The organism is Alkalihalobacillus alcalophilus ATCC 27647 = CGMCC 1.3604, from assembly GCF_000292245.2.
In the GTDB taxonomy this organism is placed as follows: domain Bacteria; phylum Bacillota; class Bacilli; order Bacillales; family Bacillaceae_D; genus Alkalihalobacillus; species Alkalihalobacillus alcalophilus.
On record NZ_ALPT02000049.1, the window covers coordinates 15,242 to 31,108 of the forward strand.

General features: G+C 36.7%; 15 protein-coding genes. 1 reads left to right on the forward strand and 14 read right to left on the reverse strand.

Annotated features, from left to right (window positions below; genetic code table 11):
• Positions 1 to 19: 19 nt before the first annotated feature.
• Positions 20 to 2,068 carry an MMPL family transporter gene (locus BALCAV_RS13605; protein WP_004427643.1) on the reverse strand — a complete coding sequence of 683 codons (2,049 nt, stop codon included), beginning with the start codon at positions 2,066 to 2,068 and terminating at the stop codon, positions 20 to 22.
• Positions 2,069 to 2,451: 383 nt separating this feature from the next.
• On the opposite strand from BALCAV_RS13605, the gene BALCAV_RS13610 reads away from it, so the two are divergent.
• The gene (locus tag BALCAV_RS13610) at positions 2,452 to 2,691 is read left to right on the forward strand and encodes a hypothetical protein (RefSeq protein WP_004427644.1); all 240 of its coding nucleotides are present in this window, start codon (positions 2,452 to 2,454) and stop codon (positions 2,689 to 2,691) included.
• Between the two features lie 168 nt (positions 2,692 to 2,859).
• Here BALCAV_RS13610 and BALCAV_RS22825 read toward each other — a convergent pair whose 3' ends face one another.
• From BALCAV_RS22825 to BALCAV_RS13670, 13 genes are all read right to left on the reverse strand, one after another.
• Positions 2,860 to 2,943, reverse strand: coding sequence for a hypothetical protein (locus tag BALCAV_RS22825; RefSeq protein ID WP_081939292.1), 84 nt, complete (start codon positions 2,941 to 2,943; stop codon positions 2,860 to 2,862).
• Between the two features lie 191 nt (positions 2,944 to 3,134).
• Positions 3,135 to 3,524 carry a hypothetical protein gene (locus tag BALCAV_RS13615; RefSeq protein ID WP_004427645.1) on the reverse strand — a complete coding sequence of 130 codons (390 nt, stop codon included), beginning with the start codon at positions 3,522 to 3,524 and terminating at the stop codon, positions 3,135 to 3,137.
• Between the two features lie 39 nt (positions 3,525 to 3,563).
• Positions 3,564 to 3,770 carry a helix-turn-helix transcriptional regulator gene (locus tag BALCAV_RS13620; RefSeq protein WP_004427646.1) on the reverse strand — a complete coding sequence of 69 codons (207 nt, stop codon included), beginning with the start codon at positions 3,768 to 3,770 and terminating at the stop codon, positions 3,564 to 3,566.
• A 195-nt stretch (positions 3,771 to 3,965) separates the two neighbouring features.
• The gene (locus BALCAV_RS13625) at positions 3,966 to 4,358 is read right to left on the reverse strand and encodes a RidA family protein (RefSeq protein ID WP_004427647.1); all 393 of its coding nucleotides are present in this window, start codon (positions 4,356 to 4,358) and stop codon (positions 3,966 to 3,968) included.
• Between the two features lie 97 nt (positions 4,359 to 4,455).
• The gene (locus tag BALCAV_RS13630) at positions 4,456 to 5,361 is read right to left on the reverse strand and encodes an aminoglycoside phosphotransferase family protein (protein ID WP_004427649.1); all 906 of its coding nucleotides are present in this window, start codon (positions 5,359 to 5,361) and stop codon (positions 4,456 to 4,458) included.
• An 18-nt stretch (positions 5,362 to 5,379) separates the two neighbouring features.
• Complete coding sequence (locus BALCAV_RS13635; RefSeq protein WP_004427650.1) at positions 5,380 to 5,715, reverse strand: hypothetical protein; 336 nt, start codon at positions 5,713 to 5,715, stop codon at positions 5,380 to 5,382.
• Between the two features lie 239 nt (positions 5,716 to 5,954).
• Positions 5,955 to 7,034, reverse strand: coding sequence for a D-xylose ABC transporter substrate-binding protein (xylF, locus tag BALCAV_RS13640; RefSeq protein ID WP_004427652.1), 1,080 nt, complete (start codon positions 7,032 to 7,034; stop codon positions 5,955 to 5,957).
• Positions 7,035 to 7,063: 29 nt separating this feature from the next.
• Positions 7,064 to 8,605, reverse strand: coding sequence for a response regulator (locus tag BALCAV_RS13645; RefSeq protein ID WP_004427655.1), 1,542 nt, complete (start codon positions 8,603 to 8,605; stop codon positions 7,064 to 7,066).
• Positions 8,580 to 10,043 (reverse strand): sensor histidine kinase, encoded by a 1,464-nt coding sequence (locus tag BALCAV_RS13650; protein WP_004427657.1) that lies wholly within the window; start codon positions 10,041 to 10,043, stop codon positions 8,580 to 8,582. The genes BALCAV_RS13645 and BALCAV_RS13650 overlap by 26 nt, the downstream gene beginning before the upstream one ends.
• Positions 10,040 to 11,020, reverse strand: a complete 981-nt coding sequence (locus tag BALCAV_RS13655; protein ID WP_040324021.1) for a sugar ABC transporter substrate-binding protein — start codon at positions 11,018 to 11,020, stop codon at positions 10,040 to 10,042. The genes BALCAV_RS13650 and BALCAV_RS13655 overlap by 4 nt, the downstream gene beginning before the upstream one ends.
• Positions 11,021 to 11,265: 245 nt before the next feature.
• Entirely contained in the window at positions 11,266 to 12,438 is a 1,173-nt protein-coding gene (locus BALCAV_RS13660; RefSeq protein WP_004427659.1) for a sugar ABC transporter permease, read from the reverse strand.
• Between the two features lie 12 nt (positions 12,439 to 12,450).
• Entirely contained in the window at positions 12,451 to 13,971 is a 1,521-nt protein-coding gene (locus BALCAV_RS13665; protein ID WP_004427662.1) for a sugar ABC transporter ATP-binding protein, read from the reverse strand.
• A 385-nt stretch (positions 13,972 to 14,356) separates the two neighbouring features.
• Positions 14,357 to 15,469 carry a sugar ABC transporter substrate-binding protein gene (locus BALCAV_RS13670; RefSeq protein WP_003323573.1) on the reverse strand — a complete coding sequence of 371 codons (1,113 nt, stop codon included), beginning with the start codon at positions 15,467 to 15,469 and terminating at the stop codon, positions 14,357 to 14,359.
• Positions 15,470 to 15,867 lie beyond the last annotated feature (398 nt).

Consider the following 15,867-nt stretch of genomic DNA (forward strand, 5'->3'; position numbering starts at 1 on the left):
TCAGAGGTTGCACCCTCTCTTAACATGTGGCGGCTAGGATAAGACCGGCTGAGGCGATGACGCTACCTGTTTTGACAACTCCTTGTTGGATCGCTTCTTTCCAAGGAAGGTTGCTAGCTTGTTCTCGGATTCTTGAGATGAGAATGATGCTATAGTCAATGCCTAAGGCGACCATAAAGATGAACGTATAGACTGGGATACGATAACTGATGGCCTCGTAGCCTAATAGATTTTCAAAGATCCACCAGCTTATTCCTAATGACGCAACATAGGTTAGGAGGATCGTTGCCATCATAATCAATGGCAATAAAATCGATTTAAATTGGAAAATAAGTATGACGGTTAACAAGAGAATGACACTGGAAAATAGGAAAATCATATCTCGTTCGTTCATCTCTTTGACATCCAATTGTTCTGCCGTCTGTCCGGCGTAATGAAGGGAGAATTTGTTTGTTGGAAATTGGTGACTTTCCAACAAAGTTCCTTCTAACTCTCTTAACGTTTGGATTGTTTCTAATGCTTCCAATTCAAACGGGTTTCCATCTAGGATCAGTTCTAATTTAATCGCTGTCTCTTCTTCAGCTAAAAAGTTTCGCGGTAGATTTGCCTCACCGTTGATCATTTCCTCGGTAATTTTTGGACTTACTGTACTGACTCCTTTTACTTTTTCCAATTCGTCTCTTAAGCTATTAACTTGTTTATAAAACGTTTCGTCTAAATCGATTTGCTCGTCAGATTGTAAGATAACCGATACGGGTGCCAACTGTCCTTCTGGAAAATGATCCGCTAATAATTCAAAACCTTGTCTTGATGAGATATCCTCTGGGAAGGACTTCATCAAATTAAAAGAGAAGTTAATCGTTGTTGTGTTAAAAGCTGCGACCGCTAATAATAAAAGGAACACACTGGTGATAAGACCAGCTTTTTTTGTGACGATTTCACTAACTTTAAGCCAGTATTTACTCTGTTTCTTGTTTTCCTCTTTTACTTTTGGGATTACTGGCCAAAAGGCTTTTCTTCCTAAAAGGGCAAAGATGCTTGGTATTAAAGTTAATCCCGCTAACAAAATAACGACAACGGCTAATGAAAAGACCGGTGCAAAGTGATTATATGGTTCAAAGACGGTTACAAATAAAGTCAACATCGCTAATAAGACCGTGCCACCACTCAAGAAGATTGGTTCTGACACATGATGAATGGCTTCTTTCATCGATTCGTATTTAGATTCTTGCTTTTGTAACTCTTCTTTATACCTTGAAAACACAAACAAACTATAATCGGTAATAATCGCAAACAATAAGACGAGCATGATCGAAAAGGCTGATGAATCAACGGCAAACCAATCATTTTTTCCAGCAAGCCCTAGCAACCTGTCAACAACTCCATAGACCATTCCTGCAATCAGTAATGGCATAATCGCTAGTAGTGGTGAGCGATAAATGACAATCAAAATAACAAAAATAAGCACAATCGTCGCTAACATCAACACAAAATCGGCATTTTGGAATAAAGCGGTCGTATCTGCTGCAATTGCTGCTGGACCGGTGATTTCTAATTGAAGATCGGTAAGGCCAATCGACACGACCTCTGCTCTTATTTGTTCCAATGTTTCATTGGCTTCACTCGCTTCTAGACCTTGCTCTAAAGAAACATGAAAAAGCATCGTCGTCTCATCTTCCGAATACATTTGATTTTGTATTTCTTCCGGAAAATGATGATAAGGTAAGGCACTCACAACATAAGCTGGTTTATCATCTGAAGCTAACCATTCACTTAACTCAGATATCTTCCCTCTCTCTTCTTCATTTAAGGCATTTTCATTATGAAATACTAATAAAGCAGGGATTCCATCATCATCACTTGAAAACTCCATTGCATTCACTTGAGCCGCAATCTCTGACAAACTATCCCCTCTCACACTGCCCTCAGTACTTGTCCCAGCATAATCTTTGGCAGATGGTAATAACACACTTAACAACACAATGGCCACAAGCCAAAATATTAAAACCATTTTAGCCCCAAACGGACTACTTGAAAACTTCGCTAACTTTCTAAAAGGTTGAAGCATCCTTCCCTCTCCTCTACTCGTTTGATTTACAACCGTAGTATAGGAAAGCTATATGAACAAACCATGAATGCAATATGAATGGAAGATGAACGGGAGGTGACAATTTTAGGAAGCGGGAGGTTTATTCACCCCCGTTAATACTTCACTTCGGCAAGGATAGTGTCTCTAATGGTGTTCAATTGATAAACTCTCTCAATCCTGTACCTGTTTTATCAGAGGCAAAGCCGATATGATACGAAAATTTGTAACTCAACCTGAAATCAAGTCCATATCATCGACAGTTCACAGTCAAAGAAAATTCTGCCCACACTCGATAACGATTAACTTATTTAAAATAAACGAATACATTAAAAGTAAACATTAGATAAACGAGGTCGAATCTTATGAAAAATAAAGATATGGATAATAGCCAATCTGAACAAACTATACAGGAAATTAATCTTGCGATGAGCCTAAAACTGGCTCTGTTAAGCGGGGTATTAGTTACAATAGGGGATGCAATTGCAACATACGCAGCTAAAATTGCTATCGATGAAGCTATTCAAGATAACATCACTCAACGTGAAGAAACACAAGAGCAAGAACAAAGGATGCAATCCCTGGAAAAGCAATCGAACTATTGAATAAGAAACTAGATAATCTAACAAAATGATACGTAGCCTAAACAACTCATAAAAAATAAGGATGAAATCAGTAGTTTGTCTTGCACCGTCAACGAATATTATGTAACCATTAATACGAGCTCAACAGAAATTTTTATTTCTTTTGAGCTCTACTAACCTTCTAAACTATCAAGATACTATACTTAGAAAGTCTAACTGAATGACTATGATTAATATGAGTATCAACAAAAGCACTTCACTAATCGTTAGGATAGACTGTTTAGGATTCTTTGAATATTTCCACTCAAAAAATGCGTTAACCCTTCATAGAGCAACGCACCTTTTAATTAAAAATGAGTTCCCAAATACAACCATATCAATCAATTTCAAATCCAACCAACTTATGCTACCCACACCAAAAAGCGTGACATAAAAAAGCTCTCCTTCATGATCAAGAAACGTTATTATTGATATTTTCTAGACACTAAAAATTCAACTAAAGGTAACAAAACCATTGCGACTCCTAAAATCCCTAATAAAAAAATGTTATAAGTATCACTTATTAAGTGATCTACGTAGACAGCGATAAGTATCAATACTACTAAAATTAAATAACTAATTTTTGAACTTTGCTCTGTGATTTTTTTTCCTAATTCTTCTTTTTGTAAAATCCCATCTTTTTCTTTTTCGCCACCCCATGTAATAGTAGAAAAGAACATCGCGAATAAAATACTAAACGTAATGATTTCATTAAATCCCACTTCTTTATCCGTTAAGATTTTATAGATAGTAAAACCAAGTACAGCTAAAATGGCTAAACCTATAATAAGCCCACCAATCTTTCTAGTATTCATTTGCTTTTCCCCTCTTTCTAGTTCGTATAAAAGTCGCCTCTAATTCTCAAATCTTCGTTGGGGCTTAAAAACTTCTTCCACAGATGTATGTAAGTGAAATGCAATATCAAAAGCCAATTGAAGGCTCGGGTCATATTTATTATTTTCAATTGCATTTATTGTTTGCCTGCTCACCTGGCACAAATCTGCTAATTTCCCTTGTGATAGACCTTTTTTCTCCCTGTATTGTTTAATTTTATTTTCCAACTTACTGTCACCACCATTACAAGGACTGTCAAATATATTTTACACACAAATCATACAAAAAATAACCAATAATTGTCAAATGTATTTTACACTCCATACGTCCTTACCCATTAAACTTCATCGTTTTAACAATAGAAAGAAGCATCTCTTCTTGGTGCAGAAATGCCTCAACTAACATTAAAAAATGTATTAAATTCATTCAATTCCTCTACACGCCCATGCGTCAATTTCAACTTTAAATATAGGTGCGGCTAGGGCAACGACATAAATCAGTGTTGTACAAGGTAGATGTTCTCCAAGAAAATCACTGATTATTTTCTTCCTTTGATTTGTCTCAAAGTCGCCAACTAAATAAAACACTAATTTTGTTAAATCATTAACATTCATATTAGCAGCCACAAGATTTCTTTCAATATTCTTTAAGGCTAATTCCAACTGGTCTAAAGGATTTTCAGGGACTGTGCCATCCACCTCCATTCCTAATTGACCAGATAAAGTTAGCCATTTATTTGGACCCGTAACTTCAATTTGATGTACATAAGGTGCAACTGGTTTGTGGATAGTTTCAGGGTTTCTTGTCAATTTCATAAAATATCAATCCTTCGCAAAATTGTTTAATTAACTTCATTACTACAGTCTGATGATCACCATGTTCTATTTCTATCAATTCAACAGTTGATGATTCTTATATGTACCACTTAGGTTTAATTTCACTAAAGTAATCGTGATCTTCTAAAAATGTATAAACTTTATCTAACATATCATCTAAATTTTCAGGAATTGTCTCCAATGTCCATATAACGGTAGAAAAGACACACATGGCTAAATACAGCGAATATAACCTCCAAAAAGATTCATCCGGTTCATGGTTATCAAAATAACCTTTGATTTGGCCTCTGGAAAAAGGAATACTCACTCCCCGACTAAATATACCAATTTTAAGAAATTCATGAATCGGATCTCCCCAATCATATCGATTAAAATCAATAACCCCTGCAAACTGATTATTATTCACAATTAGGTTTCCAAGAGTAAGATCATCATGTTGAAATAGGTTTGGACGTTGTTTCATAAGAGGGATATTTTCCTCAATAAACTTTATGATTTTATCGTCATTCTTCACTTTTATTCCACATTTATAGTATTTATCTAAGTATCTTTGATGCTTTTTTACTTTTCTTGAATACCAGGAAGGAATATGATTTGGTGCCTTATATTGATGCATTTTTTTTAATTCCATTCCCGCCTCAAAGCCAATATTATATTGTTCTTCGTATGAGAGTTTAGGAATCTCAACCTCTGCATCCTTTCCCTCTATGTATGATGTAATCATGTACCCATAATCTTCTATCTCACCTATAGAAATCGGTTCTGAACAAAGAATTTGATACTCTTTCATTTTTTCAAGGATCTGAAATTCCTGCTTTTTTGATTCTAGCTCTTCCAGATTAAACAATCGCAGGAACAACTTTTTGTCTCCATCCCCCATTTTTATTAAAAATTTATTATCTGTAGAGAACCCCTTTGTAACATGGACAATTTCCTTATAAGTAGATATTGTAGGAATCTGCCGTGCTAATGTTTCAATCATACCATCGCCCCCTGTAAATTAATCCAGATTCGTTCTTATTACTTTTGTTTTGGATTTATCTTCCCAACTAAAAATAATTTGGTCTCTATTTTTCATGTCTATAACGACATCATAATTAAACGGATACACACCTGCTTTACTTTTCAAAGCTCTTATTTGACTTATTTGATGAACATTTGTAGTCGTATTTTCTTTACTATACAAATGTTTGACAACTTCTATTAATAATTCTTCTCGCTCCCTCATTGCTTCATTTGAGACTTGTTCAAAATATAATACTGAAGAAAGAATTAAGCTTAATATGGTCACTATACTCATAATACCGATTGTGATTTTATCTTTTTTATTTTCCAAAGGAGCCTCCTATTATTTAAAATTTACAATTATATAAGTATTATTGAAATATATTCCATAAAAATCAGCGATAATCCTTCTTTTCTATCCTGCTCCTAAAGCAACATAAAAAAGACAACCCTCTCCATTCAAGGACTGCCTATATATATTACATTCAGTCTTTCGGTTACTTCTTTATATAAGGCTCTCCCATTGTTAGCACAATGCCCCTTTAGGATAATATCCTTTTAATAACCCTATTATTCTACATTTATATATATATCTTCTTTAGAATGAAAACCATCTGCAATAATCGTTTGATCGATATTTTGTTTATCGACTGAGATCGGGTTGAGCAGGATAGACGGGATCTCTATTTTTCCATTATTAATTTTTCTAACCGCCTCTATGTTCTCGCCTTTTGCCAGCATGACGGCAAGTTCTGCCGCTTCTGTGGCCAGTGTCATAATTGGTTTGTAGACCGTCATCGTTTGCGTCCCTTCTACGATTCGTTGACCAGCTGCAAGATCAGCATCTTGACCTGCAACTGGAATCTTTCCGTCTAATCCTTGTGCGGCCAGGGCTTCAATCACTCCTCCTGCTGTGCTATCATTGGCAGCAATCACGGCATCAATTTGATTATGATTGGCTTTTAGTGCTTCTTCCATATTCATGAAGGCGTTTGCCGGATCCCAATCTGTCGTCCATTGATCATACACAATGGTAATATCACCGCGATCAATATAAGGCTGCAGCACATTAAAAGCACCTTTTTTTAATAAATGAGCATTATTATCCGTAGCGGCTCCACCAATATAGACGTACTTCCCCTTTGGAACTAAGTTCGTAATGGCCTCCGCTTGTAACTCCCCTATCATCTCGTTATCGAAGGAAACATATAAATCAATTTCTGCGTTTTTTACAAGACGGTCATAAGAAAGAACCTTAATCCCTGACATATGTGCTTTGTTCACTATGGCTGCGGTCGCTTCAGCATTATTAGGAACGACTACAAGGACATCAACCCCTTTGCTAATCAATGTCTCTGCTTGATAGATTTGTATCGCATCATCGACATTGGCATTCATCACTTCCACTTCTGCCCCTAATGCTTCTAATGCCTTTTGAAATAAATCCCGATCTCGATGCCAACGTTCTTCTTCTAATGTATCCATCGAAAAACCAATTTTAATCTTCTGTTCATCCTGCGTATTATCTTCTATTAAATCCGGTGCATTATCTGATATCCTGTTTTGTTCATCATTAACACATGCTGTAACTATAAAAATAGATATCAAGATAAAGGGAAGCAGCCCCCCTTGATGAAACACCTTTCTCATCGGCTTTCCCCCCTTTCATCAAAGTAGTATTAATCTCTTTTCCCAAGCAATGTCTTCCGATAGTTTTTTGGAGAAACATGACAGATTTTTTTAAATACCTTACTAAAATAATTCGGTTCATGATAACCAACTTCAAATGTAATTTCTTTGATGCTTTTTTCTGGATCTCCAAGCATTTTTTTCGCCTTCTCAATCCGGCATTCAGTTAAGAAATCAATATAATTAATTCCTAATTTCTCTTTAAACATTTTGCTAATATAAATAGGGCTTAAGCCTACTTTCCTTCCTAACGATTCCAATGAGATGTCTTTATGGGAATGTTCCATAATGTATTGTTTAATTTGATGAATCGTATCCGCCTCTAGTCTGTCATAATGCTCTAAGTACGAAATCTTCATTCGATCAAGCAACTGACCTGTTTCTAAACGTAATTGACGATATTCGATCGTTTGATAAGAATAAAGCGGAATCTCTACTTCTACTCCTATATCACTTAACACCCTGGAGATGCTCCAAAGCAACCTTAATATGACTTGTTGCGTGTGTAGTAAATCAGTTCCCCCCTGCTCGTAATGTTGAATCATATTTATTATTTTCAGCTTAGCTTGTTCCCATTGACCAAGACGAATAAAATCAGATAGCTCTCTGATTTGAACCTTCACCCATTGCTCATCTTCAACCCCATCAAAGGCTGGCACATCTGAAAAAAAGCGATATTTAACCGTCATCGCTGTATCGATTGTAGCATTTAAAGAATCCTGATATGATTGCCTAATTTGTTCTAATGAATGACATACACTGCCAATCCCGATAAACCACCCTGTTTCATGTCCTTGCTTCTCTATCTGAAGAATCTTCTGAGCTAGTATGATTGCCTGAGATCGAAATGACTTATCTGGTTCACGAAAGATAATCAGTGGAAGTTGATTTCCATACAACGCACCGACCCATCCACTTCTCGTTTCTCTCACTTTCTCTTTTACAGCCGAATATAAGTTCTCAGATCCTTGTGGGACCATAATGACCATAACAAACATCTCATTCGTCGAGCGAATGTCTAACATTTCAACAAGCATGTTTAAATGGACTTCATGTACGTGATCAAATAGTAACTGTGTGACGACATCCGTTTCTACTAAGGATAACGTTTTTTCGTAGGATTCTCTTTGCCTCTTTGTCGCTACAAGTGACCTCTGTTCATCTCGTACTTCCTTTAATACTCGTCCAATGGTCTCAACAATTTCACTTGCTTTACTCGGTTTAATCAAATAATCTTTAACCCCTAATTGAATAGCCTTACGAGCATATTCAAATGTATCATAGGCTGTTACCATGATAAATTTACTCTGAGGTTGAAGCTCCGATATCTTTTCAACCGCTTCTAGTCCGTTCATTCCTGGCATCTTAATGTCCATTAAGATTAAATCAAATCGATTGTTTTTAGCCATCTCAACTGCTTTTTTTCCATTCTTCGCTTGCTCTATCACAATGTCAGGGAAATTCTTCTTTAATATGACTTCCATTCCTTTACGTTCGATCTCTTCATCATCCACGATTAGGAGCTTTAGCATCGATCTCCCCTCCCTGTTTCCTTATTTTTATCACGACTTTTGTCCCTCTACCTAGTTCACTTTCAATGTCTATCACATCTTCATAGCCATAAAAGAGTCGCAATCGCTTTACGACATTACTAAAACCAATTCCCGTAGAGTGCCCTTCTGATGGACTCATTTGTTCATCTAAAATTTGTTTGATCTTCTCTGCTGTCATTCCCTGACCATCATCTTCTATTTCGATCATCACCTGATCGATATTATCCTGAACACGAAACGAAATATGTCCGCCATCCTCTTTTGGCTCGATCGCATGGATAACGGCATTCTCTACAATTGGCTGCAGCGTTAACGGTGGAATTCTAACATGAAGAGCTTCCTTATCTATTTCAAAAGAAAATTGCAATCGCTCTGTAAATCTCGCTTTTTGAATATGCATATATTGATTAATGACAGCGACTTCCTCTTCTACCGTCACCGCTCTGTCTATTTGTTTTAAATTGTACCTAAGCAATCCAGCAACACTGACAAGTAAATCACTCGTTTCCTCAGAACCTTCTAAATAAGCCTTCTTAGAAATCGTATTAAGTGTATTAAATAAAAAATGTGGACTTATTTGACTTTGCAACGTACGAAATTGACTTTCTTGTAGGAGGATTTTATTTTGCTGGAGCTCCCTCTCTAGTCCGGCTTTATGTTTTATTTCTAAAATTAAGTTATTAATATTAATACGCATTCGATCAAAGGTTCTCGCTAGAAACGCCATTTCATCATTGGTGTCGACTTTAATCTGCAAGTCAAAATTTCCTTTTGATAACTCATTAGCCGCTTTCGTCAGCTTCTGAACCGGTCTGATAATACTTAACGAAAACCAATACGTCACTAATAGGAGGATGAATGTAATTAAAAGCAACGACCAAATGCCTAGTTTAATAAACTCTTCAGATTGTTGGATAATACCACGATAGAACCTGTCATACGTATTAAGCTCTGTATCAATTAATGAAAGAGTCATTTCCGATATATAATTAGAAATTCGGTTAGCTTCAGAAAACTCCTTAGCCGAAGCTTCTGTATCCTTTTCTTCCTGAAATAGTAACAGTCGATCAGTTGTCTCGATAAAACTCTCAATCAAATGAATATAATTTGTAATAGAAAAATTATTCTCCGTATTTCTAAGTTTGAAAATCTCGTATTTTGCACTTTCGACCTGCTCTTTACTTTCTTCAAGCTTTTCTAAGTTTTCAACGGACGAAAGAATCATATAATTGTTTAAGTCAGTAAGCACCTGCTGACTGGCTCTTGACACTTCATTCATACTTAAATACCGTTGCAGAATTTCATTATATTGATTCTGGGTTTTATGACTAAACAATGTAAGCGCTATCCAAAATACGACCATAATAATTAAAACGACTGATGTTATCATTAAAATCTTCTTTTGAATTTTATTCATTGCACGTCTGTCGCTTTCAAATTAAATATGTCCGTAAAATAACCATCAATATCTAACGGTACAGTTTCGCCATTTAACCACTCTAGCATTAATTCAACACTCATCTCTCCCATCATTTCTGGAGATTGTTGAATCATTCCATCGAGCATTCCATTTTGTAAAAGATACATAGATTCCGGTCCATCGTCAAACGAATAGATAAAATACGCTTCCATCTGGGAACGCCTCCCAATCTCTTGATACATTCCCCCTAACATATTGGCATTTAATACGATAAAGGCATCTGCATCTGGCACCTGATTTAATATTTCTTGTGTCGTTGTAATCACTTGTTCCCTCGTATCATTTGTTTTAGCATGTATCAATTGAATATTCGGATAATTATGGAGGATATCATCAATTCCAAGTAGCCGCTGCTCCTGGTAATACTCTAGCTGACTATCGTACATGAGAATGACGTTCCCTTCCGTCCCCATATCATCTAGTAACTGCTCAGCAAGCATTTTACCAGCCATAAATTGATCGGAACCGACGTACGTCTTTCTTAAACTTTCCGTCATAGGTACGTCATTGGCCACCATCACAATCGGAATGCCATAAAAGGACGCTTTAAATTTAGACAAATGGTTAAATTCTTCCGTATCAAGACCTTGGATAATAATTCCATCTACTTTAGAATGAATCGCTATTTCAAACTTTTTCAAAAAATCTTCTTTATTGTTTCCATAACTCCCCCATACTTCAAGACTAACTCCGGCATCCTGAGCTTTTTTTAGAGCACCATTCCCTACGTTATCCCAAAATGGGGTTTCCATGTCATAAGTTATAAGAACAAGCCTTAGCTGGTTTTCATCTTGACTAATGGATTGAGGCAATTGCCAATCTGTACGAAATGCCTTTTCAGCTGACGTATACGTATAGTAAGAAAGAATAATAAAGATAGAACATAATAACACTATTTTTATCTTTTTTCTCAAGATGTTCGTTCCTTTCTTATTTTGCCTAAAACTACTATCATCATAGCATTATATTACCAATGTTCAATATCATAGATTCAATCAGTTTAATTTCTCTCGCCCCTTCTAAATCAGAACTAAAGGAAAAAGACTTCCACAAAATCAGCAAGTGGAAGACATTTAAATAATAACCTTAGTTGTAAGTAAGACTCTATGAAAGAAGCTTGCTCGTTAAGCTGCTGCTCAGAGTAAATAGATTTCAATCACTATCTTTTCCTTCTTGTCATCACATCAAAGATAACCGCTAAGGCTAATACTCCACCTTTAATAATATATTGATAGGCAATTCCTACTCCTAGAAGATTCATTCCGCTAGTTAAAGAGGCCATTACGATCGCTCCTATAATTGCTCCTGTTACTTTACCGACACCACCCGCTGCAGATACCCCACCTACATAAGCGGCAGCAATCGCATCAAGCTCAAATAATGTCCCGGCTGTTGTTGTCGCCGCTTGTAATCGAGCCGTAAATAAAATCCCGGAAAGGGCTGATAATAGACCCATTGAACCAAATACGATTAAAGTAATTTTCTTTACATTGATCCCACTTAAATGAGCGGCTTCTGGATTGCTTCCTACCGCATAAATATGTCTTCCAAGCACCGTTTTTGTCGTTATAAAATGGTAAATGATCACAACGAGCAACATAATAATAACCGTCCATGAAAACCCATTATACCCTGCTAAAATCCATGTGATACACGCCATAATGGAAGAAACTAACACTAAATATATAATAAAAATTTCCTTTGAAACGACTTCAAAATCATATTTAATTTTGTTTTTCCGATTAGAGATTGCGCTATAAATATACAGGACAATAGCTACTCCACCTAAAACTAACGAAAGCAAGTGCAATCCACCTATTTGCATAATCGACGGGATATACCCATTACCTATCGCATTAAAATGATCATTCGTAATAATGATGGTTCCACTTTTTTCTGTTGCTAATAGGATTGCTCCCCTATAAATCAGCCAGCCCGCCAATGTGGCAACAAAAGCAGGAATCCCGACTTTTGCCACTAAAAAGCCTGTGAATAAGCCGGCAAAACATCCAATAATTAGAATAATTGGAATTACAAGATATACAGGTAAACCAAATTCCATGAGTAATATAGCGGCAATAGCCCCTAAAAATCCTGCCAAAAACCCAATCGATAAATCAATATGGCGGATAACGATAACGAGCATAACTCCAACAGCTAGTACAGCAATGTATCCAGCAGAATCTAGTAAATTACTTATATTACGAGAAGAAATAAAGAGCCCATCTGTCAGAATGGTAAAAGTTAAAATAATAACAAGTAAGGCAATATACATTCCGTAGTCACGGATATTTTCACTAATTAACGTTCTTGCTTCGGTAAATAACTTCATTGGTTTAACCTCCTATTGCGTAGCTAGCTCCATTATATTTTCTTGGTTAGCCTCTTCAGCAGACAACTCGCCTTTTATTTCACCTTGAGCCATAACATAAATACGGTCACTCATACCTAGAACTTCTCCGAGCTCAGAGGAAATCATGATAATACTTAGCCCTTCGGCAATTAACTTGTTCATAACGGTATAAATTTCAAATTTCGCTCCAATATCAATACCTCGAGTCGGCTCATCTAATATGAGAAGCTTTGGACCCACAAAAAGCCATTTTCCTAAAGATACTTTTTGTTGATTTCCTCCACTTAAATTTCCAACAATTTGTTCCAAGGAAGGAGCCTTAATCGTTAAGGACTTTTTGTAAACATCGGCGATTTTTATTTCTTCATTTTGATTAATAACTCCATTTTTAGAAATTCCTTTAAGATTTGCCGCCGATATATTACTTTTTATATCTTGAATCAAAAACAGTCCATCGCCTTTTCTATCCTCTGAAACATAGGCAATCCCTGCATTAATGGCGTCGACTGGGTGCTTAAACGCCCTTAATTCTCCATCAACTACTAAATCGCCTTGGCATTTATAAGACTTTGCATTTCCAAAAATACTGAGGGCAAGCTCTGTCCGTCCAGCTCCCATTAGGCCTGCTAAACCAATAATTTCACCTTTTCTTACATGAAGATCCGCCTTCTTTATTACTTGTCTCTTTAAATTAGCATCATAGGCTGACCAATTATTAACTTCCAGAATCTTTTCCCCGAAATTCTTCTTTTCTCTTTTCGGATAGATATCCTCAATCTCACGACCAACCATATTTTTGATAATCTTACTTTCTGTAATTTCTCCCTTTAAAGCGTCAAGAGTTCCTATCGTTTGCCCATCACGAATGACGGTCGCACTATCAGCAATCGAAATCACTTCTTTTAACTTGTGAGAAATCATAATGCACGTGATGCCTTCCTTTTTCAATTCACTTAAAAGGTTCAAGAGATTTTCACTATCATTTTCATTTAAAGCAGCAGTAGGCTCATCCAAAATAAGCAGCTTAACATCCTTACTTAACGCTTTAGCAATTTCAATCAATTGTCGGCTTCCTACTCCTAAATCTTTGATAAGTACCTCTGGCTTAATATTAAGCTTCACCTTATTTAACAATTTTTTCGATTCTACTATCGTTTTGTTTGTGTCAATCAACCCACCTTGCTTAATCTCATTGCCAGCAAAAATATTTTCGCTCACTGTGAGATCTGGAAATAAAGCTAGCTCCTGGTGAATGATGACAATGCCTTTATTTACACTATCATTGATATTATTAAACTTTTGAACTTCACCTTCATAAACGATGTCTCCCTCATAGTTTCCATAAGAATAAACTCCACTAAGCACTTTCATGAGAGTAGACTTTCCTGCACCGTTCTCACCTACTAAGCAGTGAATTTCACCTTTTTTCACTTTGAAATTGACCTTGCTTAGGGCTTTAACTCCTGTAAAAACTTTGGATATGTCATTCATTTCCAAGATATATTCGCTCATTATTATTCCCTCCAAGCTAACGACACGATAAACACAGGACTGCCCTATAAGTTGGCTTTTTGGAGACAGCCCTATGTTCTTAAAATGGCGATTGAAAAACGGTTTAAAAAATGGTTACATTAGTTATGAATACTCCGCCAGCTCCATACCCTACGCGTTCCGCAGGTGAACCGGGAGCCTCCTCGCTAACGCTTGAGGGGTCTCCCGTGTTTCACTTCTCCCGCAGGAGTCTCCGGGTATTGCGCTGGCTCCGTTTTGGTTCATGGAAAACTGTTTGATGCTATGATTGACAGTCTAATAAATAACCTATTGCCTAGAATTCGTTCTCCTCAAAGTTGAACACGGGCCTTTTTCAATGGTCTTTCCTTACAAACACGGTGTTCTTTTATAATCCTGTAAATTCACTAGCTTCATAGTATTCAGAATCAATAAGTTCTTGCTTCACATTATCTTCGTCTACAACAATGACATCTGTTTGTTTTGCTTGGACATCGACTTTACCGTTGTTATAAGAACCCGTTGTTTCTGGTGTGTTTCCATCTAAAACGTCAATAGCCATCCCCATTGCGTCCTCAACAAGTGTTCGAACATCTTTAAAGACTGTCATCGATTGCTTTCCGTCGATTATATATTGAATCGATGCTTGCTCAGCATCTTGACCTGTGACAAAATAGCTTGTTACCTCACTATCAGTGGAGAATACATCAGCGATAGCACGTGCCGTACCATCATTTGGAGCTAAGATAGCAATATCACCTTTTAAGTCAGCACCTGCAGCCGTTAAATGTGTTTGAGCTTTATTAATAGCTTCGTTTGGATCCCAATTCGTTGTTATTTGCCCTAGAATTCTCCCCATTTCTTCACGAGTTAGTTCAGGAGAATCTTGTAAAGCAGTAGCTTCACTAGAGTTAGCGATTACAAATGTGCCATCAGCAATCTTAGGCTGTAATACATTCCAAGCTCCTTCAAAAAACAAGAAGGCATTATTATCAGAAGAGGCACCAGCATAGAGATATAATGGAACGTTTGTGCCTTGGGCATTTTCAATTAAATATTGACCTTGTGCCTCACCTACAGCCACGCTGTCGAATGTTACATAGTAATCAATCGCATCTGTTTCTGTAATAAGACGATCATAGGCAATGACGGTAACTCCTTCTGCTTTAGCCGCTTCTACAGAAGAACCTGCCGCTGCCCCATCATGAGGAGCAATAATTAGAACGTCAATTCCTCGATTAAGTAACGTTTCCACATTCTCTTTTTCATTAGCAGAAGAACCTTGGCTAAATAAAATCTCCGTTGTATATTCAGAGTCCGCTAGAGCATCTTTAAATCTTTGTTCATCTTGTACCCATCTTGGCTCATCCCTTGTAGGTAAAACGATCCCAACACTCACACCACTACTACTACTCGTTCCAGAACTTCCACAAGCAGCAAGCATAATTGTAGCCATTGAAACAACTATTAGATACGTAACTAACTTCCACGAACTTTTCATTATTATTCCCCTTTCAAGCCCTTTTTTTATTATCTTTCAGCTAAATTATATATAGCGGGGGGTGTAATGAAAACGCTAACAAATAGCACTCTTTTAACATTATCTGTACTTTTTTATTTATTTCATTTAAATATAAAGAAGGGAGTTTCAAAAACATTAATGTGCGGCATTAAAAATGGAACGGGATCTGTGGATATGCCGAATATCGGTTAGTTCGGCTTATTATTGCGGGTGGCTTCTTGACTTATGCCGAATTTCGCTTAGTTCGGCTTATTATTGCGGGTGGCTTTTCTTTTTACGCCGAATACCGCTTAGCTCGGCTTATAAATGGGGGCGGCTTTTCTTTTTACACCGAATTTCGCTTAGTTCGGCTTATAAATGGGGGCGGCTTTTCTTTT